This window comes from Streptomyces sp. NPDC059008 (assembly GCF_042749045.1).
In the GTDB taxonomy this organism is placed as follows: domain Bacteria; phylum Actinomycetota; class Actinomycetes; order Streptomycetales; family Streptomycetaceae; genus Streptomyces.
Genome location: NZ_JBHYJC010000031.1, coordinates 62,474 through 86,845 on the forward strand (window position 1 = coordinate 62,474; position 24,372 = coordinate 86,845).

Annotated in this window: 25 protein-coding genes; 15 read left to right on the forward strand and 10 right to left on the reverse strand. The window is 71.9% G+C overall.

What is annotated here, in order from left to right; genetic code table 11:
- Positions 1-12 precede the first annotated feature (12 nt).
- Complete coding sequence (locus ACFWZH_RS28580; RefSeq protein WP_384437312.1) at positions 13-771, forward strand: alpha/beta fold hydrolase; 759 nt, start codon at positions 13-15, stop codon at positions 769-771.
- 102 nt (positions 772-873) lie between these two features.
- Here ACFWZH_RS28580 and ACFWZH_RS28585 read toward each other — a convergent pair whose 3' ends face one another.
- Entirely contained in the window at positions 874-1,605 is a 732-nt protein-coding gene (locus ACFWZH_RS28585) for a class I SAM-dependent methyltransferase (protein WP_384437315.1), read from the reverse strand.
- Positions 1,606-2,180: 575 nt separating this feature from the next.
- Here ACFWZH_RS28585 and rho point away from each other — a divergent pair.
- Positions 2,181-3,293: a transcription termination factor Rho gene (gene rho, locus ACFWZH_RS28590; protein ID WP_384437386.1), complete on the forward strand. Its 1,113-nt coding sequence runs from the start codon at positions 2,181-2,183 to the stop codon at positions 3,291-3,293.
- Positions 3,294-3,435: 142 nt separating this feature from the next.
- On the opposite strand, the gene ACFWZH_RS28595 is transcribed toward rho, so the two are convergent.
- Positions 3,436-3,978: a DoxX family protein gene (locus ACFWZH_RS28595; protein WP_384437318.1), complete on the reverse strand. Its 543-nt coding sequence runs from the start codon at positions 3,976-3,978 to the stop codon at positions 3,436-3,438.
- Between the two features lie 504 nt (positions 3,979-4,482).
- Complete coding sequence (locus ACFWZH_RS28600) at positions 4,483-4,722, reverse strand: chaplin (RefSeq protein ID WP_384437321.1); 240 nt, start codon at positions 4,720-4,722, stop codon at positions 4,483-4,485.
- A gap of 297 nt (positions 4,723-5,019) precedes the next feature.
- Between ACFWZH_RS28600 and ACFWZH_RS28605 the strand changes: the two genes are divergently transcribed.
- Complete coding sequence (locus ACFWZH_RS28605) at positions 5,020-5,697, forward strand: AIM24 family protein (protein ID WP_384437324.1); 678 nt, start codon at positions 5,020-5,022, stop codon at positions 5,695-5,697.
- Between the two features lie 36 nt (positions 5,698-5,733).
- Entirely contained in the window at positions 5,734-6,510 is a 777-nt protein-coding gene (locus ACFWZH_RS28610; protein WP_384437328.1) for a ribonuclease H, read from the forward strand.
- Between the two features lie 37 nt (positions 6,511-6,547).
- On the opposite strand, the gene ACFWZH_RS28615 is transcribed toward ACFWZH_RS28610, so the two are convergent.
- A complete protein-coding gene (locus ACFWZH_RS28615) occupies positions 6,548-7,405 on the reverse strand; it encodes a helix-turn-helix transcriptional regulator (RefSeq protein WP_384437331.1) in 858 nt (285 codons plus the stop codon).
- 146 nt (positions 7,406-7,551) lie between these two features.
- On the opposite strand from ACFWZH_RS28615, the gene ACFWZH_RS28620 reads away from it, so the two are divergent.
- On the forward strand, positions 7,552-8,763 hold the full coding sequence (locus ACFWZH_RS28620) for an MFS transporter (protein ID WP_384437334.1): 1,212 nt from the start codon (positions 7,552-7,554) through the stop codon (positions 8,761-8,763).
- A gap of 51 nt (positions 8,764-8,814) precedes the next feature.
- On the opposite strand, the gene ACFWZH_RS28625 is transcribed toward ACFWZH_RS28620, so the two are convergent.
- Positions 8,815-9,390: a TetR/AcrR family transcriptional regulator gene (locus ACFWZH_RS28625; protein WP_384437337.1), complete on the reverse strand. Its 576-nt coding sequence runs from the start codon at positions 9,388-9,390 to the stop codon at positions 8,815-8,817.
- Positions 9,391-9,484: 94 nt separating this feature from the next.
- On the opposite strand from ACFWZH_RS28625, the gene ACFWZH_RS28630 reads away from it, so the two are divergent.
- Both ACFWZH_RS28630 and ACFWZH_RS28635 read left to right on the forward strand, forming a co-directional pair.
- Complete coding sequence (locus ACFWZH_RS28630) at positions 9,485-10,561, forward strand: agmatine deiminase family protein (protein WP_384437340.1); 1,077 nt, start codon at positions 9,485-9,487, stop codon at positions 10,559-10,561.
- 201 nt (positions 10,562-10,762) lie between these two features.
- Positions 10,763-12,157, forward strand: a complete 1,395-nt coding sequence (locus ACFWZH_RS28635) for a tetratricopeptide repeat protein (protein WP_384437343.1) — start codon at positions 10,763-10,765, stop codon at positions 12,155-12,157.
- 7 nt (positions 12,158-12,164) lie between these two features.
- Here ACFWZH_RS28635 and ACFWZH_RS28640 read toward each other — a convergent pair whose 3' ends face one another.
- On the reverse strand, positions 12,165-12,788 hold the full coding sequence (locus ACFWZH_RS28640; RefSeq protein WP_384437346.1) for a TetR/AcrR family transcriptional regulator: 624 nt from the start codon (positions 12,786-12,788) through the stop codon (positions 12,165-12,167).
- 96 nt (positions 12,789-12,884) lie between these two features.
- Between ACFWZH_RS28640 and ACFWZH_RS28645 the strand changes: the two genes are divergently transcribed.
- Complete coding sequence (locus tag ACFWZH_RS28645) at positions 12,885-13,289, forward strand: DUF4345 domain-containing protein (RefSeq protein ID WP_384437348.1); 405 nt, start codon at positions 12,885-12,887, stop codon at positions 13,287-13,289.
- Positions 13,290-13,304: 15 nt separating this feature from the next.
- Here ACFWZH_RS28645 and ACFWZH_RS28650 read toward each other — a convergent pair whose 3' ends face one another.
- The gene (locus tag ACFWZH_RS28650) at positions 13,305-13,958 is read right to left on the reverse strand and encodes a CatB-related O-acetyltransferase (protein ID WP_384437351.1); all 654 of its coding nucleotides are present in this window, start codon (positions 13,956-13,958) and stop codon (positions 13,305-13,307) included.
- Between the two features lie 211 nt (positions 13,959-14,169).
- Between ACFWZH_RS28650 and ACFWZH_RS28655 the strand changes: the two genes are divergently transcribed.
- The 3 genes from ACFWZH_RS28655 to ACFWZH_RS28665 all read left to right on the forward strand — a co-directional run bounded on the left by ACFWZH_RS28655 (position 14,170) and on the right by ACFWZH_RS28665 (position 16,936).
- Positions 14,170-14,796 carry an alpha-ketoglutarate-dependent dioxygenase AlkB gene (locus ACFWZH_RS28655; protein WP_384437354.1) on the forward strand — a complete coding sequence of 209 codons (627 nt, stop codon included), beginning with the start codon at positions 14,170-14,172 and terminating at the stop codon, positions 14,794-14,796.
- 170 nt (positions 14,797-14,966) lie between these two features.
- On the forward strand, positions 14,967-15,542 hold the full coding sequence (locus ACFWZH_RS28660; RefSeq protein ID WP_384437357.1) for a hypothetical protein: 576 nt from the start codon (positions 14,967-14,969) through the stop codon (positions 15,540-15,542).
- 161 nt (positions 15,543-15,703) lie between these two features.
- Positions 15,704-16,936, forward strand: coding sequence for an FAD-dependent oxidoreductase (locus tag ACFWZH_RS28665; protein WP_384437360.1), 1,233 nt, complete (start codon positions 15,704-15,706; stop codon positions 16,934-16,936).
- 43 nt (positions 16,937-16,979) lie between these two features.
- Here ACFWZH_RS28665 and ACFWZH_RS28670 read toward each other — a convergent pair whose 3' ends face one another.
- Positions 16,980-17,906: an MBL fold metallo-hydrolase gene (locus tag ACFWZH_RS28670; protein WP_384437363.1), complete on the reverse strand. Its 927-nt coding sequence runs from the start codon at positions 17,904-17,906 to the stop codon at positions 16,980-16,982.
- Positions 17,907-18,204: 298 nt separating this feature from the next.
- Between ACFWZH_RS28670 and ACFWZH_RS28675 the strand changes: the two genes are divergently transcribed.
- From ACFWZH_RS28675 to ACFWZH_RS28685, 3 genes are read left to right on the forward strand one after another with little or no spacing between them, the layout of a single operon-like run.
- The gene (locus tag ACFWZH_RS28675; protein ID WP_384437389.1) at positions 18,205-18,414 is read left to right on the forward strand and encodes a ferredoxin; all 210 of its coding nucleotides are present in this window, start codon (positions 18,205-18,207) and stop codon (positions 18,412-18,414) included.
- Entirely contained in the window at positions 18,404-19,768 is a 1,365-nt protein-coding gene (locus ACFWZH_RS28680; protein WP_384437365.1) for an NAD(P)/FAD-dependent oxidoreductase, read from the forward strand. The genes ACFWZH_RS28675 and ACFWZH_RS28680 overlap by 11 nt, the downstream gene beginning before the upstream one ends.
- Before the next feature lie 46 nt (positions 19,769-19,814).
- Entirely contained in the window at positions 19,815-21,062 is a 1,248-nt protein-coding gene (locus tag ACFWZH_RS28685; protein ID WP_384437368.1) for a cytochrome P450, read from the forward strand.
- 82 nt (positions 21,063-21,144) lie between these two features.
- Here the strand turns inward: ACFWZH_RS28685 and ACFWZH_RS28690 are convergent, their stop codons facing one another.
- Positions 21,145-21,918 (reverse strand): CAP domain-containing protein, encoded by a 774-nt coding sequence (locus tag ACFWZH_RS28690; protein WP_384437371.1) that lies wholly within the window; start codon positions 21,916-21,918, stop codon positions 21,145-21,147.
- A 464-nt stretch (positions 21,919-22,382) separates the two neighbouring features.
- Complete coding sequence (locus ACFWZH_RS28695) at positions 22,383-23,309, reverse strand: LysR family transcriptional regulator (protein ID WP_384437374.1); 927 nt, start codon at positions 23,307-23,309, stop codon at positions 22,383-22,385.
- A gap of 83 nt (positions 23,310-23,392) precedes the next feature.
- Here ACFWZH_RS28695 and ACFWZH_RS28700 point away from each other — a divergent pair, with 83 nt between their 5' ends.
- Entirely contained in the window at positions 23,393-24,304 is a 912-nt protein-coding gene (locus ACFWZH_RS28700) for a PhzF family phenazine biosynthesis protein (RefSeq protein WP_384437377.1), read from the forward strand.
- Positions 24,305-24,372 lie beyond the last annotated feature (68 nt).

Sequence of the window (24,372 nt, forward strand, 5' to 3'; positions counted from 1 at the left end):
AGCGTGCCGAGCATGGAGACCAATGAAGCCGGGCTGCCCGTCGTCCTCGTGCACGGCATGCGCGTCAGCGGCACGATGTGGCAACCCGTCGTCCGCGCCATCGGAACCCGCCACCCCGTGGCGGCACCCGACCTACCGGGCCATGGGGCCAGGCGCGGCGAGAAGTTCACCCTGCCCGGCGCCGTGGCGGCCGTGGCCGAGGCGGTGGATCGACTCGGCGGCCGCGCCCTGGTGGCGGGGCTGTCCCTGGGCGGTTACGTCGCGATGGCCACGGCTGCCGGACACCCGGACCGGGTGGCGGGCCTGATGGCGATGGGCTGTACGGCCCTGCCCCGCGGACCGTTCGGTGCCGTGTACCGGGGAGTGGCGCGAGCGGCGGCCCGGTATCCGGAAGAGGCCAACCGCCTCAGCGTGTTCGCGTTCCGTCATGCGTTGCCGAACCCGCTGGGGCGAGCCATGGCCGCGGGCGGTCTGAGCTGCGAGGCCGTGCCGGACATCGTCGCCGCTGTCCGCGAGCTGGACCCGCTCGCGACGCTGTCGGCGTATCCGGGCCCGGTATGGCTGCTGAACGGCGAACGCGACCACTTCCGCCGCGACGAACGGCGCTTCCTGCGCGCCTGCCGAGACGGTCGCCTCATCGTCCGGCCCGGGTGCGGGCACCTCACCCTCCTCGCGGACGCAACGGCGGTGGCCCGGCAGGCCATGGACGCGGCGGCGGTCGTCACGGCTCGGACGCAGGGCACCGGTACGCCGTCGACGACGGGACGGTGAGGTACCCGCCGGCCCTTGGACGGTGACACGCCTGCCCGTCCCTGAACGGCGGTGCTCCGGTCGCCCAGCGGGGCCGGTGAGGCGCACGCACCCCGTCCGGTCTCACCCGCTCCGGGTGGCGACCACCAACCGGCACCGAGGGCTCCCATCGGGACGCAGGCCCAGCTCCGGCAGTGCGTGCAACCGCACGGCGAAGCCGGTCCGGGCCAGCTCCGCCCGTACGTCGGCGAGCCGGAACGCCCGGTAGTACATGACGAAGGGCGGGCGCCACAGCGCATTGCGGACCCGCATCGCCGTATCGAAGGCCAGGAGCGTCCAGTAGGCAGGCGACCCGGGCCGGGGCGGCGCGCCGATCGGGAAGACGAACCGTCCGCCGGGGCGCAGCACGGAGTGGACCTGCGCGAACAGCCCCGGCCGCTCCCGGGGCAGAAAGTGCCCGAACGCGCCGAAACTCGCGACGAGATCGAAGACCGGGCCGAACGGAAGGGCCCGTGCATCCGCCCGTACCCAGTCGATGCGCGGCGCGGTCGCGGTCGTCCGTTCACGGGCACGGCCCACGGCGAGCATGCCCGCGCTGATGTCGACCCCCGTGACCCGCTCCCGGCACACCTGCCGCAGTACGCCCATCCCCGCGCCCGTACCGCAGCACAGGTCGAGGCCGCTGTCGAACGGCCCCAGCCTCAGCAGCGCCCGTGACACGGGAGTCAGCACCGACTGCGGTGTCCGGAAGGGCGTGTGGTCGAATTTCGGAGCGAGCAGGTCATAGCCGCGCTCGACGGAGGACAGCGCCTGGACGGCGAGTTCACGGAACGTGGGGCCCTGGGGTGCGAACATCGCGCTCAGCATAGGCTCATCCGCGGTCCGTGATGCGGGGTGAGGTGGCGAGAGGCATCTCGAAAGGCCTGTCGGCCAGTCCGCGACGAGTGCTACAGTGCGTTCGGAGCGCACTAGTGTTCGCCGCGATGACGGCGCCGGTGCCCGGCTCATCTCTGCACCACCCTCACCATCGCGTCCGTTCGTTTCTGCCTCTCTCTTCGCAGTGCGTTCGCGACGGCTCCGCATCGCTGATACGCCCCGGGCCTGTCTGTCCCGACCGGCGACGGCGGTCCGGCTCCGGTTCTCTGCCCGGCACTCGCCGATCTCGGTTCTGCCGAGCAGCAGCATCACTTCTTTCCCCGGCCGCGGGTCTCCTGCCCGCCCGTGGGGCGTGAAGCCACCGCCCCCTACCTGCCGGGTCCCCTCGTACCGCCCTACCGCGTACTCATCTCCATACGTCCCGAGAGGACACCGTGACCACCACCAAGACCCAGCACACCACGCACCCCACTCACTCCGCCGACTCGACCAACAAGACCCATTCGACTGATTCGACCGACTCGACCGACCCCACGGCCACGGTCGATTCCCGAATCGACATCGCCAAGCCGGCCGCCGGGATCCTCGATATCGCGAACGAGCGGCAGGAATTCGGCTTTCTTCGTACGGAAGGGTGCCTCGCCTCGCCCGTAGACGTTCGAGTGCCCGCTGCGCTGATCCGTAAGAACGGTCTGCGTAAAGGCGACTTCGTCGTGGGCCGGTGCGGCCGCCCGCGGACGCTCACGGAGGTCGGGACCGTCGACGGTCGCCCGCCAGAAGAACTGCGGGGCCGGCCGCACTTCCGTGATCTCACGCCGCTGCATCCACGACACCGGATACGCCTCGAAAGCCCCGGTGGCGGTCTGACGTCACGCATCGTCGACCTGGTCGCCCCGGTCGGCAAGGGGCAGCGCGGGCTCATCGTCGCCCCGCCGAAGACCGGCAAGACGGTTCTGCTGCAACAGCTCGCCGCCGCCGTCGCCGACAACCACCCCGAATGCCGGCTGATGGTGGTCCTGGTCGACGAACGACCGGAGGAGGTCACCGAAATGCGTCGTCGCGTACGCGGTGAGGTGCTCTCCTCCACTTTCGACCGATCGCCGAAGGAGCACATCGCGCTCGTCGAACTGGCCGTGGAACGCGCGAAACGACTCGTCGAGCACGGAGCGGACGTCGTCATCCTCATGGATTCCCTGACCCGGCTCTGCCGGGCGCACAACAATGCCGCCGCATCGGGTGGACGCACGCTGAGCGGAGGTGTGGACGCCGCCGCGCTGTACGGCCCCAAGCGGCTCTTCGGGGCCGCGCGCCACGCGGAGGAGGGCGGTTCGCTGACCATTCTCGCCACCGCTTTGGTGGAGACCGGCTCCCGGGCCGACGACTACTACTTCGAGGAATTGAAGGGCACCGGCAACCTGGAACTCCGCCTGGACCGCGCACTGGCGGCAAAGCGGATCTACCCGGCGGTCGATGTCACCGCCTCCGGCACCCGTCGCGAGGAACTGCTGCTCACCGCAGCCGAGTTGACGGCCACACGTCGACTGCGGCGGGCCCTCCAAACCGGCGATGGATCGGCGAAAGGGGAGGCACTGCTGGAGAAGGTGCGACACGCTCCGGACAATGCGACATTCCTGCGCCAAGTGCAGGCCACCCTCCCCGACGCATGACCCTTCTGGACGCATGACCGATCCCTCGGCTACCGCGTATCCCTCCCACGCGACGCCGGTCGAGTGGCCCGTGTTCGTTCACGGCGTGTGATGCGTTGTCTTTCCAGGGCGCCTCCGGATCTCAGGTGGGGAATTCCCCGGATCACAGGGCCAAGGTGAGAGCGGCGCCGAGGCCGCCCAGACCCAGGGCGACGGCGGCACAGCCCCAGCCCCCGTCCCGCCAGACGAAGGGCCTGTCGAGCGCGAGGCGACCGGGGCCGATCGCGGCGACCGCGAGGGCGACGACGGTGATGGTCAGGGGGTATTCCAGGCCGCCCGACTGGCCCCAGAGGCCCTTGGGGGCGGAGAGCGCCATGGCGTTGATCATCACGCCGATCAGTGCGGCGGCCGCCAAGGGGGTGAGCAGCCCGGCCGCGAGACCGAGACCGCCGAGGAACTCCGAGACCCCGGCGAGGCCGGCGAAGAACTCGCCCGGCCGGTATCCGAGGGCGGCGAATCCCTTTCCGGTCGCGGTGAGCCCGTCGCCGCCGAAGAGCCCGAAGAGTTTCTGGGCGCCGTGGCCGGCCATGATCAGTCCTACGCTCAGGCGGAGCAGCAGCAAGCCGGCATCGGCTGCGAGCGGGGGAGCCCGGAGTCCGTTGGGCTTGGAGCCGTTGTCCGTCCGTGGCTCGGCGAGCAGTTTCATGACGTGTCGCTTTCCGCACCGGCGCGTCCTGTGGTCGCGGTGCCGAACACCGGCGCCGCGACCACGCGACGCGCCGGTGCGCTCAGGGTGGGGAAAGTCTGATGGATTGCGAGCCGAATCGGGGGTGAGCGGTGGCGGTGAGGGACGTGCTGAATACCTGCTGTGTCGAAATGAAGGTCCGGCTCCTTACAGTCGATCGTGCTACGTGAGGACGCGATTGCCTAGGGGGCGCAGAAGGTAAACGAGAGAAGGTTTTAGGGGTAAAGCGGCGTGTGGGGTCGCGGAATTCTCGCGGAATTCCGTCCGAGGGGGGGAAGGCCGGTCATCGGCATTCCGGTCAGCGGCATTCCGGTCGGCGTTCTCGGATCCGGTAGGCGCGGGATTCGGTCAGCGCCACGACGCGAAGAGCGGGCCCTCGGGAAGGGAAACCGAGGGCCCGCTCGGCCGGCACTCGGCGTTCCGGGGCGGGCTGCTCGCCTCGGAACGCCGCGTGACGGCAAGGCGTCAGGTGTTGACGCAGGTGTTGCCGAACGTGGGGTTCAGCAGTCCGACGATGCTGAGGGTGTTCCCGCAGGCGTTGACCGGAACATGGACGGGGATCTGGGTGGTGTTGCCGGACAGGACACCGGGTGAGTGGAGCGATGCGCCCTGTGCACCACTGTCGGCGGAGGCCAGGCCTGCCCCGCCGAGGACGACGGCGCAGGCGCCGGCGGTCAGGAGGGCACTCTTGATCCGGTGAGCCATCGATCGATCTCCCTACTGGTGAAGGAAAGCGGCTCATGGGCGATGCGGCTTCCGTAGGAGCGCCTCGCACCACGACTGCGAGCCGCTCGGTGCGTACACCGATGTGGATTCCCCGCCGAATCCCGATCCAGCGGCACAGGTCACGAAGATCAGACTTCCAGGTGTTGTCGCGGCCCGAGTTGACGATCTGCCGTACGAATCGATCCGCGGTGGGAGAGGGCACGGCAGAGCCGCATCGGTTGCTGCCGACCGTCATTTCCGGCGGGTGCGGCGGCACTGCGCCCTAGCATGACGGCCATGAACAGTGATCTCTTTTCCTCGGACAACATGGCCATACCGGCGACCGCGCCCGGTATGACGCAGCAGAACGCGAAGTCGATCAAGTACGCGCTGGACGGCGAGTGTTACGCCCGGCAGGGTGCGATGGTCGCCTACCGCGGCGATCTGCAGTTCGAGAAGCAGGGGCAGGGCGTCGGCAAGTTCCTCAAGCGAGCGGTCACCGGCGAGGGGCTGGCGCTGATGGCCGTACGGGGCCGTGGTGAGGTGTGGTTCGCGCACGAGGCCGCGAACTGCTTCATCATCGATCTCGCCCCTGGTGACGGCTTGACCGTCAACGGCCGCAATGTGCTGTGCTTCGATCCGTCGCTCTCCTACGAGATCAAGGTCGTCAAGGGCGCCGGTATGGTCGGCGGCGGACTGTTCAACTCCGTTTTCAGTGGCCAGGGCAAGCTGGGTGTCGTGTGCGAGGGCAACCCCATCGTCATCCCCGTGTCGCCGCAGTCTCCGGTCTTCGTCGACACCGACGCCGTGGTCGGCTGGAGCAGCAGCCTGCAGACCACGCTGCACCGTTCGCAGAGCCTGGGGTCGATGCTCCGGGGCGGCTCCGGCGAGGCCGTTCAGCTCCGCCTCGACGGCGAGGGCTTCGTGGTCGTACGGCCCAGTGAGCTCCGTCCGGAGAAGGCCGCCGGCAACTGATCGGGCGCGACTTCGCCCCGCGAGTCGCCGCCTGGCATGATCGCGCGCATGGCTGAACGCGTGATTGCCGCATGTGACGGCGCATCGAAAGGAAACCCCGGGCCCGCGGGCTGGGCCTGGGTCGTCGCCGACACCGGGGAGACCGTCCTTCGCTGGGAGGCCGGTCCGCTGGGCACCGCGACGAACAACGTCGCGGAGCTCACCGCGCTGGAACGCCTGCTGACGGCCACCGACCCGGCCGTTCCGATCGAGATCCGGATGGACTCCCAGTACGCGATGAAGGCCGTCACGACGTGGCTGCCGGGCTGGAAGCGCAAGGGGTGGAAGACGGCCGCGGGCAAGCCGGTGGCCAACCAGGAACTCGTCGTACGCATCGACGCCCTGCTCACGGGGCGCGAGGTGGAGTTCCGGTACGTGCCCGCGCACCAAGTGGACGGCGACCGGCTCAACGACTTCGCCGACCGCGCCGCGAGCCAGGCGGCGGTCGTCCAGGAGGCCGCGGGCAGCGCGCTCGGGTCCGCGGAGCCGCCGCCCGCGCCGGACACCGTTCGGCGCGGCGGCGCGCGCCGCCGTACCACCGGCTCGGCGACGAAGACGGCTCCCGCGCGGGCCGCTTCCTCGTCTACGGCCGCCTCGAAGACCGCCTCTTCGCCGCGGCGGCGCACCTCGGGCGGCTCCACGCGGACCCTCAACGCCAAGTTCCCCGGCCGCTGCCGGTGCGGGCGGCCGTACGCCGCGGGCGAGCCCATCGCCAAGAACCCGGACGGCTGGGGCCACCCGGCGTGCCGCTCCGGTGCGGGCGGCGAGGCGTAGGAGGGCCTCCCAGGGCCTGTCCGGACCGGGCCGGAATTCAGCCGTCGTCCTCGGTGAGCCTGTGCACCGCGGCCTCGGTGTCCGCGTCGTCGGGCAGGTAGCACAGGAAGTGGTGCCCCGGCTCGTCGAGGTCGGCCAGCTTCACATAGCGCAGGCTCAGCGCGCCCGCCCTGGGGTGCCGGAAGCGGCGGACCGCGGGCTGGTAGACGGCTGTCTCCCGGCGGCCGTACCAGCGGGCCGCGTCCGGGTCCTGGGTGATCTCGTGGATGATCTCCGCATACCGCCGGTCCTCCGGACGGCGGGCGGCGGCGGCCCGGAACTGGCCCAGGAGACCGCGCGCTTCGGACTCCCAGTCGGCGAGCAGGGTACGCGCCGGCGCCCAACGGAACACCAGCCACGGCAGGTTGCGCCGCTTCGGAGGAAGGCGCGCAGGGTCGGTGAGCAGGGCCGCGTATCCGGCGTTCCAGGCCAGCAGGTCCCAGTGCGGGTCGATGACCACGGCGGGGTTCGGCGATACCGACTCCACCAGGGACAACAGGTTGCGTGAGACATAGCCCGGTGATGCGCCGGCCGCCGCGGCGTCCTCGACGAACGACAGCACGTGCGCGGTCTCGGCGCCGTCCAGGCACAGCGCCCGCGCCACCGCGCGCAGCACCTGCTCCGACGTACGGACGCGGCCCTGCTCCAGCCACGCGTACCAGGAGCTGCTGATACCGGCCCGCTCGGCCACCTCGTCGCGCCGCAGACCGGGGGCGCGACGGCGCGGAGCGACCGGCAGCCCCAGTTCCCCGGGCGTCAGCCGCTCCCGGCGCGAGCGCAGGAAGGCGCCGAGCTCCTCGCGCGACGTACTCGCCGGGCCGGACCCCTCGCCGGCCGGCCGTTCCCTGAGGCTCATCGGGCCGACTTCCTTCCTCGTCACGCATATCGTGCCAGCTCAAAGTGTGAGTGATGGTGATCGCTTGGCGATCAAAAGTGGACGGCGGGAGTGGTGGGCTGACTGGGAGAGCCCGGGAAGGTGCCGGGCGCCGAAGGGAGACCCCCGTGTTCCGCGACCGCTCCGCGTCCACCCCCACGCCCACCGGGCCCGACCGGCCCGCCGAGCCGGCGTCCGCGCTGCCCGCCCGCTCGCTCCGGCTCCTGCGGGGCGCGGGCCTGATCAGCAACTTCGACCGGTTCTGTATCGCCCCGATGCTGGTGATCATCGCGGACCGGCTCGGCGCGAGTCTGGCGAAGGTGGCGCTCGCAGCGGGCGGCTACTACCTGGCGTACGGCCTGATGCAGCCGGTCTGGGGTTTGGCCGGCGACCGGCTGGGGCGGATCCGCGTGATGCGGTTCTCCCTCGCCGCGGGGTCGCTCGCCGCGGTGCTCTCGGCGCTCGCCCCGAACGTCGAGACGCTCATCGTGTCCCGTACCGTCTGCGGAGCCTGCTTCGCCGCCTGCATTCCCGCCTCCTTGAGCCATATCGGCGACGTCGTACCCGCCGAGCGGCGCCAGCGCCCACTCACCGATCTGATGACCGCCTTCGCCCTGGGAACGGCGCTGGGCACGGTCGTGGCCGGAGCGCTGGCGCACTACGTCAGCTGGCGGGTGGTCTTCCTGCTGCCCGCGCTGCTCGCCGGGTACCTCTCCCGCGCGCTGCGCCACCTCCCCGAACCGGCGCGCAGCCCCTCCGGGGCCGGCCTGCTGGCTCCGTTCCGCATCGTCCTGGCCACCCGGTGGATGTGGTACGTCATGGCCGTCGCGCTGCTCGAAGGCGCCGTCATGCTGGGCTTCCTGACGTATCTGGCGCCGGCGCTGGAGGCCCGGGGTGTGCCGGCCACGGTGGCCGGGGCGGTGTCGGCGCTCTACGGCGTGGGCGCGATGGCGTGCGCGCAGCTGGTCAAGAAGCTGGTGGGCCGGTGGAGCCCCGCCATGCTGATCGTGGCGGGCGGGGCACAGGCCGCCGTGGCCTACGCCCTGGCCGCCGTGAGCCGGTCCGTACCGGCCCTGGGGGTCGCCGCGTTGCTGCTGGGCACCGGCTGGTCGTTCCTGCACACCACGGTCCAGTCGTGGGCGACGGCGGCGACGCCGACGGCCCGGGCCACCGGCGTGGCGATGTTCGGCGTCAGCCTCTACGGCGGCAGCGCGCTGGCCAGCGGTCTGACGGCGAGTACCGCCGCCCGGCACGAGTACGGCGCGCTCTTCGCCGTCGCCGCCGTGCTGACGGTTCCGCTGACCCTCGCGGCCGCCGTCGGCCGTGCCCGATGGCGCTGACGCGGCGTCAGTCGCGGACCGAGAGCGTGCGGGACGGGGCCGGCCCGTCGGTCACCTCGCTCCCAGCTCCGCCTCGATGGCGCCGCGGAGCAGCTCGTGGGCCCGCTCCAGCGAGGTGGTCCCGCTCAGCCAGCGTTCGCTGAGGCCCTCCACCAGGGCGGTGAGCCGTTCGGCCGCGGCGTACGGGTCGGTGCCGGTGCCGGCCGAACCGGCCGTCCGCACCTGGTCGATGAGCCGGGCGAGGTCCTCGACCCAGTCGCGGGTCGCGTCCGCCAGCAGCTCGCGCAGGTCCGGGTCGAAGACGGCGGTGGCGCGCAACTCGCCCCAGGCCGCGCTGTTCTCCCGTACCTGGGCGATGTCCTGCAGTTCCAGCAGCAGCATGTCGGTGAGCTGGGTTCGCGGATCGTCGGAGGACTCCAGCGCGGGGTCGGTGTAGCGGACCGCGCGCCGGCTGATGAACTCCAGCGTCCGTCGCAGCAGCCCGGCGCGGTCCTTGAAGTGGTAGTAGATCAGCGCGGTCGAGACGCCGGCCTCGGCGGAGACCTCCTCGACGCGCAGCCCGCGCACACCGCGCCGCGCGATCAGCCGGGCGGCGGCTTCCAGGATCTGGGTGGGCCGGTCCGGCATCACGCACTCCCGATGTCCAAGAGAAAGGTCACTGTGTCGGCTCAGATCATGCCCTAGAATCGTCCTGACCAAATTTTCAGTCAGGTGGTTGATCGTGGGAATATCCAGACGTCGGACACTGCAGGCAGCGGCCGTGGCCGCCCTCGGCGGGGTCGGCTGCGCACGGCCGGCCGACCGGCGGTGGTGGCCCGACGAGTCCCAGCGGCACGAGCTGACCTACATGGCCTGGCCCACGCGCCGGATCTGGGGGTCGGCCACCGACGGCGTGCGCGAGGACATCGCACGCATCGCGCGGACCGTCGCCGACTTCGAGCCGGTGACCCTGCTCGCCAACCGCGCGGAGGCGGGCGCGGCCCGGCGGGCGTGCGGCTCCGCGGTGGAGGTCGTCCCGATCCCGGTGGACGACCTGTGGATGCGCGACACGGGGCCGACCTTCGTGCGCGGCGCCGACCATGTCGCGGGAGTCGACCTCAACTTCAACGGCTGGGGCGGCAAGCAGGAGCACGCCCGCGACGGCCGGGTCGCCCGGGCCGTCCTGAAGGGAGAGCGCGTCAGGAGGATCAAGGCGCCGATCACCGCCGAGGGCGGGGCGTTGGAGACCGACGGCGAGGGGACGCTGCTGGTGACCGAGAGCTCCCTGGTCAACGACTCCCGCAACCCCGGTATGTCGCGCAACGCCATCGAGCGGGCGCTCAAGGACCTGTTCGGTGTCACCACGGTGATCTGGGTGAAGGGCGTCCTGGGCGAGGACATCACGGACTACCACATCGACGCGCTGGCGCGCTTCAGCGAGCCCGGCGTCGTGGTCATGAGCACACCGCCCGAGCAGGCCCCCCGCGACGTCTGGACCGCGGCCTACGACCAGGCCCGCAAGGTCGTGGACCGCGCCGTCGACGCCCGGGGGAAGCGGCTGGAGGTCGTCGAGCTGCCGGAGCCGGTCGACATCGGTCGCCGCGGGGAAGGATTCCTGGCCTGCTACGTCAACTACTACGTGGTCAACGGCGGCGTCGTCATGCCCCGTTTCGGTGACCGGAAGGCGGACCGCAGGGCCGCGTCCATCGTGCGCGACCTGTACCCGGGCCGCGAGGTCGTACAACTGCCGGTGGACCACCTCGGCGAGGGCGGAGGCGGCATCCACTGCTCGACCCAGCAGCGCCCCGAGGTCGGCTGAGGACGGGCCGGGAGGCGTTCGCTCGCGGGTCCGGCGCGGCGACGCCGTTCGGCCATTCGGGTGAAGGGGCCTGACGCACGTCTCCGGCGCGGGGACGATGGCGGGATGCGCGACGGCACCGTCCCGGACCGGTGGCCCGCGCTTCTTCCGCATCCTGAGCGGACCGGCCCGTCCGGCACCCATGCCACACAGGAGGTATCCATGACCACGGACCGGCACGGCCACACGATGACCGACACCGGCGCCGAGGCCGTCGCCCCTTACGAACAGGCCCTGGACGACCTGCTGTTCTTCCGCCCCCAGGTCATGGAGACGGCCCGGTCCGTGCTCGCCGCGGCGCCGCGTTCGGTGATGGGGCAGAGCCTGATGGCGTATCTGGGCGTGCTGGGGACCGAGGAGAAGGACGCCGCCGCGGCACGCGAGGCCTTCGCCGACTTCCGCTCCGGGCTCGACACCGAACGGCTCACCCCCCGCGAGCGCATGCACCTGGCCGCCGCGACGGCCTGGCTGGACGGCGACCTGCACGGTGCCGGCCGGCTCCTCGGCGATATCTCCGTCGCCTTTCCGCGCGATGTGCTGGCGCTCTTCGTGGGGCATCAGCACGACTTCCTCACCGGCGACGCCGCACGTCTGCGCGACCGCGTCGGCGGAGCACTGGACGCCTGGGACGAGGACGACCCCCACCACGGACCACTGCTCGGCATGTACGCGTTCGGCCTGGAGGAGTCGGGCCACTACGAACGCGCCGAGGAGGTCGGCCTGGCCGCCGTCGCACGGCATCCAGACGATGTGTGGGCGATCCACAGCGTGGTCCACAGCCATGAGATGCGCGGACGCTTCGCCGACGGGATCCGCTTCCTCGACGCCCGTACCGACGCCTGGGCGAGCGGCACCCTGCTCACCGTCCACAACTGGTGGCACTACGCCCTCTACGCACTGGAGGCCGGCGACGGCGACCGGGTGCTGGAGATCTACGACGCGGCCATCCACCACGACGGTTCGGCGGGCATGGCGATGGGACTGCTGGACGCCGCGGCCCTGCTGTGGCGGCTGTACCTGGCCGAGGACGTACACAGCGCGCGGTGGGAGCGACTCGCCGACGCCTGGGAGCGCCGCCAGGACGGCCCCTACTACGCCTTCAACGACGCCCACGCCGTCATGGCCTATGTGGGGGCGGGCCGCATCGCCCGGGCGCAGCGCCTCGTGCAGGACCGGGAGCGCTGGCTGGCGGCCGGGCCCGCCGGGTTCAACCGCGCCATGACCGCCCGGATCGGCCTGCCGGTCTGCCGCGCGCTGATCGCCTACGGACAGCAGGACTACTCCCGGGCCACCGATCTGCTGCTGCCCGTCCGCGACCGTCTGCACACCTTCGGCGGCAGCCACGCCCAGCGCGACGCGATCCAGCGCACCCTCGTCGAGGCGTCCCTGCGCGCCGGCCGTACCGAACTGGCCCGCACCCTGCTCAGCGAACGCATCCAACTGCGTCCGATCTGCCCGTACAACTGGGCGGCCAAGGCCCGGCTGGAGGACCAGCTGGGCGACCCGGCGCGGGCCGCCGCCGCCCGCGAACGCGCCGCGGCACAGGCATCGGCCTGAGGGGAGGTCAGCCGCCGGCGTCGGTGTCCGGGGAGCCGGAGCGGAGCGGACCGAGGTCCATGACCGGTTCGAGCGCTCCCAGCAGAGCGCCGACGCACATCGCGCGCAGCTCGGTGCGGGAGAACCTCTGGTGCGTCAGCCAGTCCACGCACAGGGCCCGGACGAACACCAGCCAGCTCATCAGCGCCGCCGACACCAGGTCCCCGGGGCCGTCCTTGAGCGCGGTGGTATCGAGCAGGCGCTGCCGCAGCACGGCCAGCTCGTCGGTGATGACGGCCTGGATCACGGGGTCGCCGGAGAGCACCCGGTTCGCCGCGAGCACGGTGTTGCGGTGCGCGACGAAGTAGTCGATGTGCGCGTCGAGTCCGGCGGCCAGCTGCTCGGTCACGGGCACGGCCGGATCGAGGTGCGTCGCGGCCAGCAGCCGGTCCGCGGCCTGCCGGTAGATCGCGGCGAACAGGTCGCGCTTGTTCGGGAAGTAGCGGTAGAGGAGCGCGCGGGAGATACCGGCTTCTTCGGCGATGTCCTCCATGAGGACCTCGTCGTACGGCTTCGCCGCGAAGAGCCGCGCGCCGACGTCGAGCAGCTGGTTGCGGCGCTCGGCGGGATCGAGTCTGCGGCGCGTGGTCACGCGGCACAGGGTACTTGCTTGACACGTGTCTACTGAGGTCCCTACCTTCGCCGTTAGTAGGCAGACGTCTACTAACGGCGGAGGGGCGGTCGGCTCATGGTCAGGCTTCTCAAGTGGCTTGTGCTGATCACGGGGATCGCCTGCGTGGCGATCGGTGCCCTCCACCTCGCTCTCGGCATCGGCTCGGTACCGGGCGAGGGCTCGGCGGGCGCGACCGTCGACAGCCGGGAGCGCTTCTACGGGGCGGTCTTCCTCGGGTACGGCCTCGCCTGGATCTGGGCGGCCCGGCAGTCGCCGGTCCCGTCGACGGCGGTGCGGTGGCTGGCCGGCATCCTTCTGCTCGGTGGAGCCGGCCGGCTGCTGTCCCTCGCCGTCCACGGTCAGCCGCAGTGGTTCCAGCTCGTGCTGACGGTCATCGAACTCGTCCTGCCCTGGCTGTGCTTCTGGCTGGCGACCGCCGAGGAGAAGGCGGTGGCGGGTGCGGCCGGACGGGACCGGTGAGACCGCCGCGGGCGGCTAGCGCGGGGTCGGAGCCGGGGCCGCGGCCTCGAGGTCGTCGATGCTGCCGGACATGATCGTGCGGAGGTGCTCGGTGAGGTGGTCGAGGGGCCAGTCCCACCAGGCGAGGGCCAGAAGGCGCGCGATGTCCGCATCGTCGTAGCGGCGGCGGATGAGCCGCGCGGGATTGCCGCCGACGATGCCGTAGTCCGGCACGTCGTCGACGACGACGGAGCCGGTGGCGGTGATCGCTCCATGGCCGATGCGTACGCCGGGCATCACGGTGGTCCCGTTTCCGAGCCAGACATCGTTGCCGACCACGGTGTCACCGCGGCCGGGCAGACCGGTGATCAGATCGATGTGCTCGGCCCAGGAGCCGCCGAGGATCGGGAAGGGGAACGTGGAGGGGCCGTCCATACGGTGGTTGGCGCCGTTCATGATGAACCGCACGCCCTCGGCGAACGCGCAGAACTTCCCGATGACCAGCTTCTCCGGACCGTAGTGGTACAGCACGTTGCGGCTCTCGAAAGCGGTCGGGTCGTTCGGATCGTCGTAGTAGGTGAACTCCCCGACCTCGATCAGCGGCGAGGTCAGCAGCGGCTTGAGCAGCACGACCCGGGGCTGCTCGGGCATCGGGTGAACCAGGGTCGGATCGGCGGGAATTGCCGGCATCGCAGATCTGCTTTCTTCCTGCGCGGGGGAGCCCCCGGTGGGGCTCCGCGGTTGCTCGCTCCATGATCGCAATCCGCGCCACCGGGCGGGGCGGCGGCTCCGTGCGCTTCCGGGACCGACGCGGTACGGCCGGATGCCCGGATCCGGTGACCGGGGCCGCTACAGAACGCGCCACAGAACATTTATTCGATTATCTGGGTACGCTGGCAGCATGAGCACGCATCTTCAGGGCTCGCTCTTCGACCAGACCGACGACATCCGCCTCGGCCCGCTGGACGGGCTGCGCCGGACCGCGCTCGGCGACGGGGCCTGGATCGATCTGCTGCCCGGGTGGCTGAGCGGGGCGGACGCCCTGTTCCTGCGGCTCGCCACCGAGGTGCCCTGGCAGGCGGAGCGCCGGCAGATGTACGAGCACGTGGTGGACGTACCGCGGCTGCTCGCCTTCTACCAGGCCGACGACACGCTGCCGCACCCCGTCCTGGAGGAGGCGCGGGACGTGCTCTCCGCCCACTACGCCGCCGAGCTCGGCGAACCCTTCACCACAGCCGGCCTGTGCTACTACCGCGACGGCCGCGACAGCGTGGCCTGGCACGGCGACCGGACGGGCCGCAGCCGGCATGCGGACACGATGGTCGCCATCTTGTCCGTGGGCGCGCCGCGCGACCTGCTGCTGCGTCCACGTCGCGGTGGGAGCTCGGTGCGCAAGCCGCTCGGGCACGGCGATCTCATCGTGATGGGCGGCTCCTGCCAGCGGACCTGGGAGCACGCGATTCCCAAGAGCAGCCGGGCGGCGGGACCGCGGATCAGCGTTCAGTTCCGACCCCACGGCGTGCGGTGACCACGGCGCCCGTTTTCGCGACAACTTCGTCCCCGCGCTGGCCGAAAGCGGCCCCGGACGGAACGCGATCGCCCCGCCTGCCGTCCTCCCGCACGCATCGTTACCAGTGTGGCGAAGGCATCGAACGCGCCGCACCGGAATTCTCCGTACCGAACTCCTGGAGGTAAGTCATGCGACGGTTGGGGACCGCGGCCGCGGTGTTCGTGCTGGCGGGCGCCGGGGTGCTGGGCACTGCCGGGGCGGCCGGCGCCGTGACCGGCCCGGCCGGCACGGCCGCCCCTGCCACGACCTGCGCGACCGGCTGGGGCAGCGGCGAGAAGTCGGCCACCGACGCCAACGCCGCGCCGCTGAAGAACGTCAGGACCGGCCGGCACGCGTGCTACGACCGCATGGTCTTCGACATCGGCGGCGCGACCGGCAAGGTCGGCTACCACGTCGGCTACGTCGACGCGTTCCATCAGGACGGCTCCGGCGAGCGGATTCCGGTCGGCGGCGGCGCCATCCTGCAGATCTATGTGTCCGCGCCGAGCTACGACCCGTCGACCGGCGGCCAGAGCTACGCCGCACAGGCCGGCAAGCCGCTGCCGGGCGTGGACCTCACCGGCTACCGGACGTTCAAGGACACCAGGTTCGGGGCGAGCTTCGAGGGACAGACCCAGGTCGGCCTCGGTGTGCGCGCCAAGCTGCCGTTCCGGGTCCACCAGTCCGGTCAGCAGCTGATCGTGGACGTCGCGCACACCTGGTGACATGGCTCTCCGGCGCACCCGCCCGCCGCGGCGCCCGCCCGGGTGGTGACGGCGGATCCGCGATGGGCTCCGGGTTTGCGGGTATATCTGGCTGAGTGCCGGTGCCCCCAGGGGCGCCGGCGCGGCGGATGCCCGGCGGTCACCGGAGAGGAGCGAGGGCGATGGAGCGGACCACCTGCTGTGTGGTGGGCGGCGGCCCCGCCGGGATGGTGCTCGGGCTGTTGCTGGCCCGGGCGGGGGTGGCGGTCACGGTCCTGGAGAAGCACGGGGACTTCCTGCGCGACTTCCGCGGCGACACCGTGCACCCCTCCACGCTGGCGCTGCTGGACGAGCTGGGGCTGAGCGAGCGCTTCGCCCGTCTGCCGCAGCGGCGGGTGAAGACGGTTCAGCTGCCGCTCGGGCGGGACCGTTCGCTGGTCACCGTCGGCGACATCGGCGCGCTGCGGGGCAGGTTCAACTACATCGCGATGGTGCCGCAGTGGGACCTGCTCGACCTCCTGGCGGACGAGGCCCGGCGGGAGCCGTCCTTCTCGGTACGGATGAGCACCGAGGCGACCGGTTTCCTGGTCGATCGCGGACGGGTCACCGGAGTGCGCTACCGCACGTCCGACGGCCGCACCGGTGAACTGCGGGCCACGCTCACGGTGGCCTGCGACGGTCGGGGCTCGCTGGCCCGTCTGCTGCCCGAGCTCGGACTGCGCAGTTTCGCCTGCCCGATGGACGCATGGTGGTTCCGACTGCCGCGGCGGGCGGGCGATCCGCACGGCCTCGTGGGCGGCGTCGGCGACCGGCTGCTCGCCGCCATGATCGACCGCGGAGACTACTGGCAGTGCGCCGCGCTGATCCCCAAGGGCACCGACGCCGAGCGCCGCGCCGCCGGCCTCGAACCGTTCATGGCCAACTTCACGACCGCCGCCCCGTGGCTGGCGGACCGGGTCCGGGCGCTCGGGTCCTGGGACGAGGTCAAGCTGCTCGACGTACGGCTCGACCGGCTGCGGCGCTGGCACCGCCCGGGGCTGCTGTGCATCGGCGACGCCGCGCATGCGATGTCGCCGGTCTTCGGCATCGGCATCAACCTCGCCGTCGAGGACGCGGTGGCCGCCGCCCGGCACCTCGTCGGGCCGCTGCGGGCGGACCGTGTCGGGCTGCGCGACGTACGGGCCGTCCAGCGCCGCCGGTGGCCGACCACCGCCCTGACCCAGGCCCTGCAGCGGCTCGCCCACACCCGCGTCATCGGACCGGTGCTGGCCGGGGAGGCGCCGTTCGGCGATCCCCGGCGGGCGAAGCGGATGGCCGAGCTGGTCACCACCTCGCGGTGGCTGAACCGGGTACCGGCCTACTTCCTCGCCTACGGCGCCGTGCGCGAGCGCCCGCCGGCCGCCTCGGTGCGGTGAACCGCCGCTCCGCCCACCGAGACGCGGCCCCGCCTGCCGGCGCTCACCAGCGCACCGCGGTGAAGTCGACGGGCCGGGGCTCCAGTTCGCCGACCCGCGCCGCCAACTGCCGCATCCTGCGCTCCATTTGGTCGGCGGGCAGCCGCCGGCGATCGCCGTGTCCGGGCAGCAGCCACTCGAAGCGGAGCCGGTCGACCGTACGGGCCAGGGACGCCGCCAGCTCCTCGATGGAGTACCAGGTGACGCTCTCCGCGACCTCGATGTCGCCGGTCGACCGCGACCAGTAGAAGCTGTCCCCGCTGAAGCAGTACCGCTCGTCGACGACGTAGAGCACGCTTCCCCGGGTGTGGCCCGGGAGCGGATGGGCGAGGACACCGTCGGCGATCTCCACCGGGTCGGTGCCGCGCAGTACGCGGTCGGCGTCCGGGGCCGCTTCGAGGTCGCCTTCGTGGATCCACAGCCGGGCGCCGAAGCGGTCGGCGTACCGGCGGCCGTGCGCGGCGTGGTCCTGGTGGGTGAGCAGGACGTCGGTGACCGGGCCGAGCCGCTCGTACCGCGCGGCCAGTTCCTCGCTCCAGCGCGGGGTGTCGACCATCATCCGGGTCCCGGAGGGGCGCCGCACGAGGTAGGAGTTGGCCGCGGCGGTGTGCGGCGAGTTGTGGCCGCACAGGTGCACCGCGTCGTCGGTGTCGTCGAGGGGCTGGGGGAACGGGTCCAGCGAGGTGTCCAGCCGTCGGGAGGGCCGGCGGATGGAGCGGGAGTGGCAGGCGAAGGCGGCCGCGTGCAGCAGGCGTTCCTCGGCCTCGTCGCGCGGCTGACGCAGGATCCGGGACCGTCCGCCGACCTCGCCGATCAGCGTCGGCGCGAGCTGCCTGGCGACGTCGCAGTTGTTGCAGCGCTCGTCGACGTACCAGTCGGTGGCCGCGGTGCCTTCGGCGGCTAAGGGGCGGGTGGTGTGTTCAGCGTCCATGGTGCGACTCACTTCTCGGGTGGGGGGGGCGGCGGCAGGCGTTCCGGTCTTCCGCCTTCGTGGCAAAAGGGTGCTCAGTGGGCGCGCGAAGCGGAAGGGGGGTCAGGTCTTGTTTCTTGCGGTCGGGCCGTCTCTCGGCGGCCGCCGCGGCGCGCGCGGAAAGGCATGCTCATGACATGCCCTGCGGTCGCCGTGCGTCACCACTCCGACGGCCCGGCACCGCCTGCCCCGCGCCGGGATCGGTAGTAGGACGGAGGTGGCGGGACAGGCGTGGCCGCCGGAGGAGTGGATGCTCGGGATGAACGTCGTCGTCGACCTCAATCGCTGTCAGGGGTACGCGCAGTGCGCGTTCCTCGCCCCCGAGGTGTTCACGATGCATGGCGAGGAGGCCCTGATGTACACCCCGGTCATCCCGGACGACCAGCTCGAACGGGTGCACCGGGCCGCGGCGGCGTGCCCCGTGCAGGCCATCCTCGTCGGCGAGGAGGCGGGCACCGGTGCCGGCTGAACTCCGCGACGGCCGGATCGTCATCGTCGGCGCGTCGCTCGCCGGACTGCGGGCCGCCGAGACACTGCGTACGGAGGGCTTCGGCGGTTCGCTGACCCTGATCGGGGAGGAGCCGCAGGCCCCGTACGACAGACCGCCGCTGTCCAAGCAGGTGCTGCTGGGCAAGGTGCCGTCCCACCGCACCGGCCTGCCGCGGCGCCGGGAGGTGGACGCGCAGTGGCGACTGGGCGTGCGGGCCACCGGGGTCGACCCGTACGGGAAGCGGGTGCTGCTCGCCGACGGTGCCGAGGTGCCCTTCGACCGGCTGCTGATCGCCACCGGCACCCGGGCGCGCCCCTGGCCGGACCCGGCCGAAGCCGCCCTGGACGGCGTGTTCACCCTGCGCACCAGCGACGACGCGGGCCGGCTCGCCGAACGGCTGGACGCCGGGCCGCGCCGGGTCCTGGTCATCGGCGCCGGGTTCACCGGCTCGGAGATCGCCTCCGCCTGCCGGGAGCGCGGCCTGGAGGTGACGGTCGCCGAGCGGGGGCCGGCCCCACTGGTCGGCGCGCTCGGCGGCACGCTCGGCGCGCTGGCCGCACGCCTGCAGCGTGCCCACGGCGTCGATCTGCGCTGCGGGGTGACGGTCACCTCCCTGGAGGGCGACGGGCGGCTCACCGGCGCACGGTTCTCCGACGGCACCCGGATCGAAGCCGATGTCGCCGTGGTCGCCCTGGGCGCGGTCCGCAACACCGAGTGGCTGGCCGAGTCGGGACTCGCCGCAGGCCCACGAGGGGTGACCTGCGACGCGGGGTGCCGCGCCTTCGACATGTACGGGATCGTCACCGACGACGTCTTCGCCGCCGGCGATGTGGCCAGGTTCCCGCACCCGCTCTTCGAGTACCAGCTGCTGTCCCTGGAACACTGGGGCAACGCGGTCGCGCAGGCCGAGGTCGCCGCCCACAACATGGTCAACCCCGGGCCCCGCAGACGCCCGCATCTGTCCGTACCGGCCTTCTGGTCCAGCCAGTTCGGCCTCAACATCAAGTCGGTCGGCGTACCCACCTTCTCCGACCAGGTGGTCATCGCCCAGGGGTCGCTCCAGGAGGCCCGGCTGGTCGCCGTCTACGGCTACCGGGGGCGCGTCACCGCGGCGGTGAGCGTGAACCAGGCCAAGTCCCTGGAGCACTACGAGCGCATGATCGAGACGGCGGCGCCGTTCCCGCCGGGACCCGGCGCCCCCGACCAGGCCGGACGCCTGGCGCCGGCTCCCTCCGACGTACCGGACCCGAAGGTGCTCTCGCACGGTCCGACCGTCGCCCTCACCGGTCATCTGCCGGACCGGCGCCTGACCCTGGTGCGCCCGGCCCGCTGAGACCCGGCACTCCCTAGCGATGCAGAGCGATGAGGAGCCCCCGCCCATGGCCGCGGACACCCTGTTCCACCGGATCACCGACTACGCCAGCCGCGCCGACCCCTATCCGCTCTACGCCGAGCTGCGCGAGGCCGGGGTGGCGCGACAGGAGGACGGCAGCTACCTCGTCGGCACGTACCACGAGATCATGGCGTTGCTCCACGACCCGCGGATCAGTTCCGACCGCCGCAAGCGCACCGCGCCGGAGGAGGCCGGGGCCGCGGCCGGGGGGCAGCTTCCGCCGTCCTTCATCGGGCTCGACGACCCCGCCCACCACCGGCTGCGCGGACTGGCGATGCGGCCCTTCGGCCCCCCGCACACCCCGGGCCGGATCGACGCCATGCAGGGGGAGATGACCCGGATCGTCGGGGAGCTGCTCGCCGGCTTCGGGGACGAGGACCAGATCGACGTGGTGGACGACTTCGCCTACCCGCTCCCCGTCACCGTGATCTGCCGGCTGCTGGGCGTACCGACCGAGGACGAGCCGCAGTTCCGGCAGTGGTCGGACGCCATCGTCGCCGGCTTCGACCCCACGCCCGGCGAGGACCCCGCGGAACGGGAACACGCCGCCCTGGAGGCCCGCAAGGCGATGGGGCTGTATCTGGGCGGGCTCGCCGAGCAGCGCCGCGATCGGCCGTCCGACGACATGCTCTCCGCGTTCGTCAACAATGCCGGCGAATGCGCCGACCAGCAGCTCACCCCGCTGGAGATCATGACCACCTCGGTCCTGCTGCTCATCGCGGGCCACGAGACGACCGTCAACCTGATCACCAACGGCGTACTGACCCTGCTGCGCCACCCCGACCAGCTGGCCCGCCTGCGCCGCGAACCCGCGCTGATGCCCCTGGCGGTCGAGGAACTGCTGCGCTACGAGCCACCGGTCCAGATGCTGCCGCAGCGCACCCCGCTGGCCGACATCGAGGTCTCGGGCGTCACCATCCCCAAGGGCGTGCCGCTCATCCTGGTGCTCGCCTCCGGCAACCGCGACCCGCTGCGGTTCCGCGATCCCGACCGCTTCGACCCGGCGCGCGAGGACAACCAGCACCTGGGGTTCGGCAGCGGCATCCACAGCTGCTTCGGCGCACCGCTCGCCCGCCTGGAGGCCCAGATCGCCCTCACCGAACTCATCCGGCACCTGGACGACCCCCGGCTGGTCGAGGACCCCCCGCCGTACCGGCGCAGCCCCGTACTGCGGGGCCCGCGCCATCTGCGGATCGCACGCGACCGAAAGGCGTCGGCGACCGGTCGGCGCTGAGGTCCCCGACGGAAAATCCCGTAGGAGACCTCAATTCCGTCCCGAAGTGCCGGCAATTCCCGGCCGCTTCGGCGTCTCGCCGTTATCCGGCCGTTCCGAAGTCCTGCGTCCAGTAATAGCCGGGCTGGGCCAGGCCGACACCGATCTCCTTGAACGAGCAGTCCAGGATGTTGCGCTTGTGGCCGGGGCTGGACATCCAGCCCTTCATCACGCTCTCCGGTGTGGAGTATCCGTAGGCGACATTCTCGCCGTATGCGCTCCAGTTGTAGCCGGCGCGCTGGATACGGTCCTCCGGGGAAGAGCCGTCGGATCCCGTGTGGGACATATTCCGATGCGACGCCATGTCGGCGCTGTGATCCTGCGCGGCCTTGGTCAGCTGCGCATTCACCTTCAGCGGCGAGCACCCGACCTTGCCGCGTTCGATGTTGACGAGTTCCACCACGCGGGCGGTGGCCGAGGAGGACGTCGGAGCGGCGGTCCTCGTGACGCTCGGCGCCGGGGCGGGGGCCTTGGTGGGTGCCTTGGTGGCGACCCTGGTGGGCGTCGCGGTGGGCGTGTTGGAGGGGGCCTTGGTGGGCGTCGCGGTGGGGGTTTTGGTTGCCTTCGCGGTCGGCTTCGCGTGCCCCTCGCCGTGCCGCGACCGGTGGTGCTGGGGCCGATCGTGCTGCCGGTCGTCAGGGGACGCGTGCTGCCGGCGCTGGTGGGACCCGTGCAGCCCGCGGTCATGGGACCGGACACGCTCGTCCTCCTGGTCACCGAAGCACGCCATGGCGACGGAGGGCACACCCACGGCGCCGACGGCGAGAGCGGCGATGACTATCTTCCGGCGGTGCCTCGTCTTGCGGTGCTTGCTCATCCATGACCTCGCTCGGTAATCGCGGAGCGCCTTCGGCGCGGTGTGCTCCGCCTGGTCCCCGCTTCTGAGCTGCGGAGATGCCGTGGGGTCGTCATTCTTCGGACCACTGCCGGGCAAGACAAGAAAGAAAACTACTACCGCGAATAGTAGAGCGCTTCGGCACTTGCCACGGAGGTAGTGGCATGCAGGTCCGGGTCCGTGTCGCCGGGGAATTGCTGTTGCGCCGTCAGAATGCCTTGTCGGGCGAATAGGCGGGGGATCGCTTCGAGGCGAAGTCGTATCGTCCCGTCCCGCACCAGGTATTCCACTATCAAGACGGACAAGTCCCCCATGTCGCCTGGAGATCAATTACTAACGCGCTTAGTTGATGCCGCCCCGCGATATGGCGGATATCACAGAAGGCTCGTTCGGCATCCGGTATCCGGATTCCCGGCGTCGCGCGGGCGCCCGACGCCGGTGTCCGGTCAGGCCTCGTGCGACGCCGCGTCCGCGCCCCCGGAAAAGGTCCGCGTCAGCTCCTCCGCCACGACCCGGGCGCCCGGCGAGACCCAGCGCCTGCGGTGCCGGACCAGCTGGACGGGGACCGGCGGGGCCTCGGGGCCGTCCACCGCGGACAGCCGGCCCTCCGCCAGATGCCGTTCGACGGTCACCCGGGGGAGCAGGGTCAGACCGAGCCCGGCCTCGACGCACGACCGGGCGGCGTCGATGCTGCCGAAGCGGGTGATCCGGGGGCGGGTGCCGGACATGCCCAGCAATGTCCGGACGAGCCGGTCGCTGTAGGAGCAGCCCTCCTCGTGCACGAAGAAGCTCTCACCGGCCAACTCCTCCCAGTCGGCGGCCCGGCCGGCGAGCCGGTGGCCCGGTGCCACCACGTACGCCAGCGGCTCGCCGGCGATCCGGCGGGCCAGCAGATCGCTCTCGGCGACCTCCGGTTCCAGGAGGAGGGCGAGGTCGAGCCGGCCCGTGCGCAGACCGTCCACCGCCGCGGCCGTGCCGACGGCGTGCAGATGGACATCGAGACCTGGATGGTCGCGCCGCAACGAGGCGATCACCGCGGGCAGCCGCGAGGAGCACAGCGAATCACCCGCCCCCACGGCCACCTCGCCCACGACCGTCCCGCTCGCCGCGTCCCCCTGCCCGGCCGAGGCGGTCGCCCGGAGCCGGGCCACCGCGTCGAGCACCTCCTCGGCCGCCTCCAGCAGTCGCGCCCCGGCACGGGTCGGCACCGTCCCCGAGGGCAGCCTGTCGAACAGCGGCGTCCCCAGCTCCCGCTCCAGCGTGCGGATCTGGACGGTGACCGTGGACTGCGCGAGATGCAGTGCGCGGGCCGCGGCGGTGAAGCCGCCCGTTCTGGCGAGCGTCACGAAGGTCCGCAGGAGTCTGGTGTCCATCGGCGCACACTATCGCCATCATCGATGGGCTCAAACGAAAACCATCGTTGGACGCGATGGGCGCACGGTGCCAGGGTGAGTGCATGACCAGCACACAGCAGTCCTCCACCGGCTCGGACGCGCTTCTGCCCGCCCTCGACGTCCTGCGCTACTCGGCCTTCACCACGGACCCCGCGGGCGGGAATCCGGCCGGCGTGGTGCTCGACGCCGAAGGCCTCGACGACGCGCGGATGCTCGCCGTCGCCGCCCAGGTCGGATACTCCGAGACCGCGTTCGTCACGGCGTCCGACCCCGCCGCCCGCCGCTACCGGCTGCGGTACTTCAGCCCCCGCGCCGAGGTCGCCTTCTGCGGGCACGCCACGATCGCCACCGCGGTCGCCCTCGCCTCCCGGACGGGCACCGGCGAGCTGCTCTTCGACACGCCCGCGGGCGAGATCCGGGTGGGGACCACCGCCGACGGCGACGGGCCGGTCCGCGCCACGCTCACCAGCGTCCCGGCGCACTCCCGCCCGGCCGAGGACACCGAGGTCGATCCGGTGCTGCGGGCCCTGCGCTGGAGCCGGGACGAGCTGGACCCGGGCCTTCCGCCGCACATCGCCTTCGGAGGCAACGAGCACCTCGTCCTGGCGGTCGCGAGCCGGGCACGACTGGCCGCGCTCGACTACGACTTCGACGCCCTGCACGAGATCATGCGGCGGCACGGCTGGACCACCGTGCACCTCGTGCACCGCGAAGCCCCCGACCGCCTCGACTTCCACGCCCGCGACCCCTTCCCCGTCGGCGGTGTCGTGGAAGACCCGGCGACCGGCGCCGCCGCGGCGGCCTTCGGCGGCTATCTGCGCGCGCTGGGCCTGGTCACCGAGCCCCGGCGGGTCCACATCCGGCAGGGCGAGGACATGGGCCGCCCCAGCGACCTCTTCGTCGACCTGCACCCGGACGACGCCCGGATACGGGTGACGGGCCAGGCGGTTCCCCTGCCGGACCCCGGCCAGTAGGCACACGGCATGGGCGAGGCGGGGCCCGCACACCCCGCCCCCCCCCCCCCCAACCCCCCGACCGACCC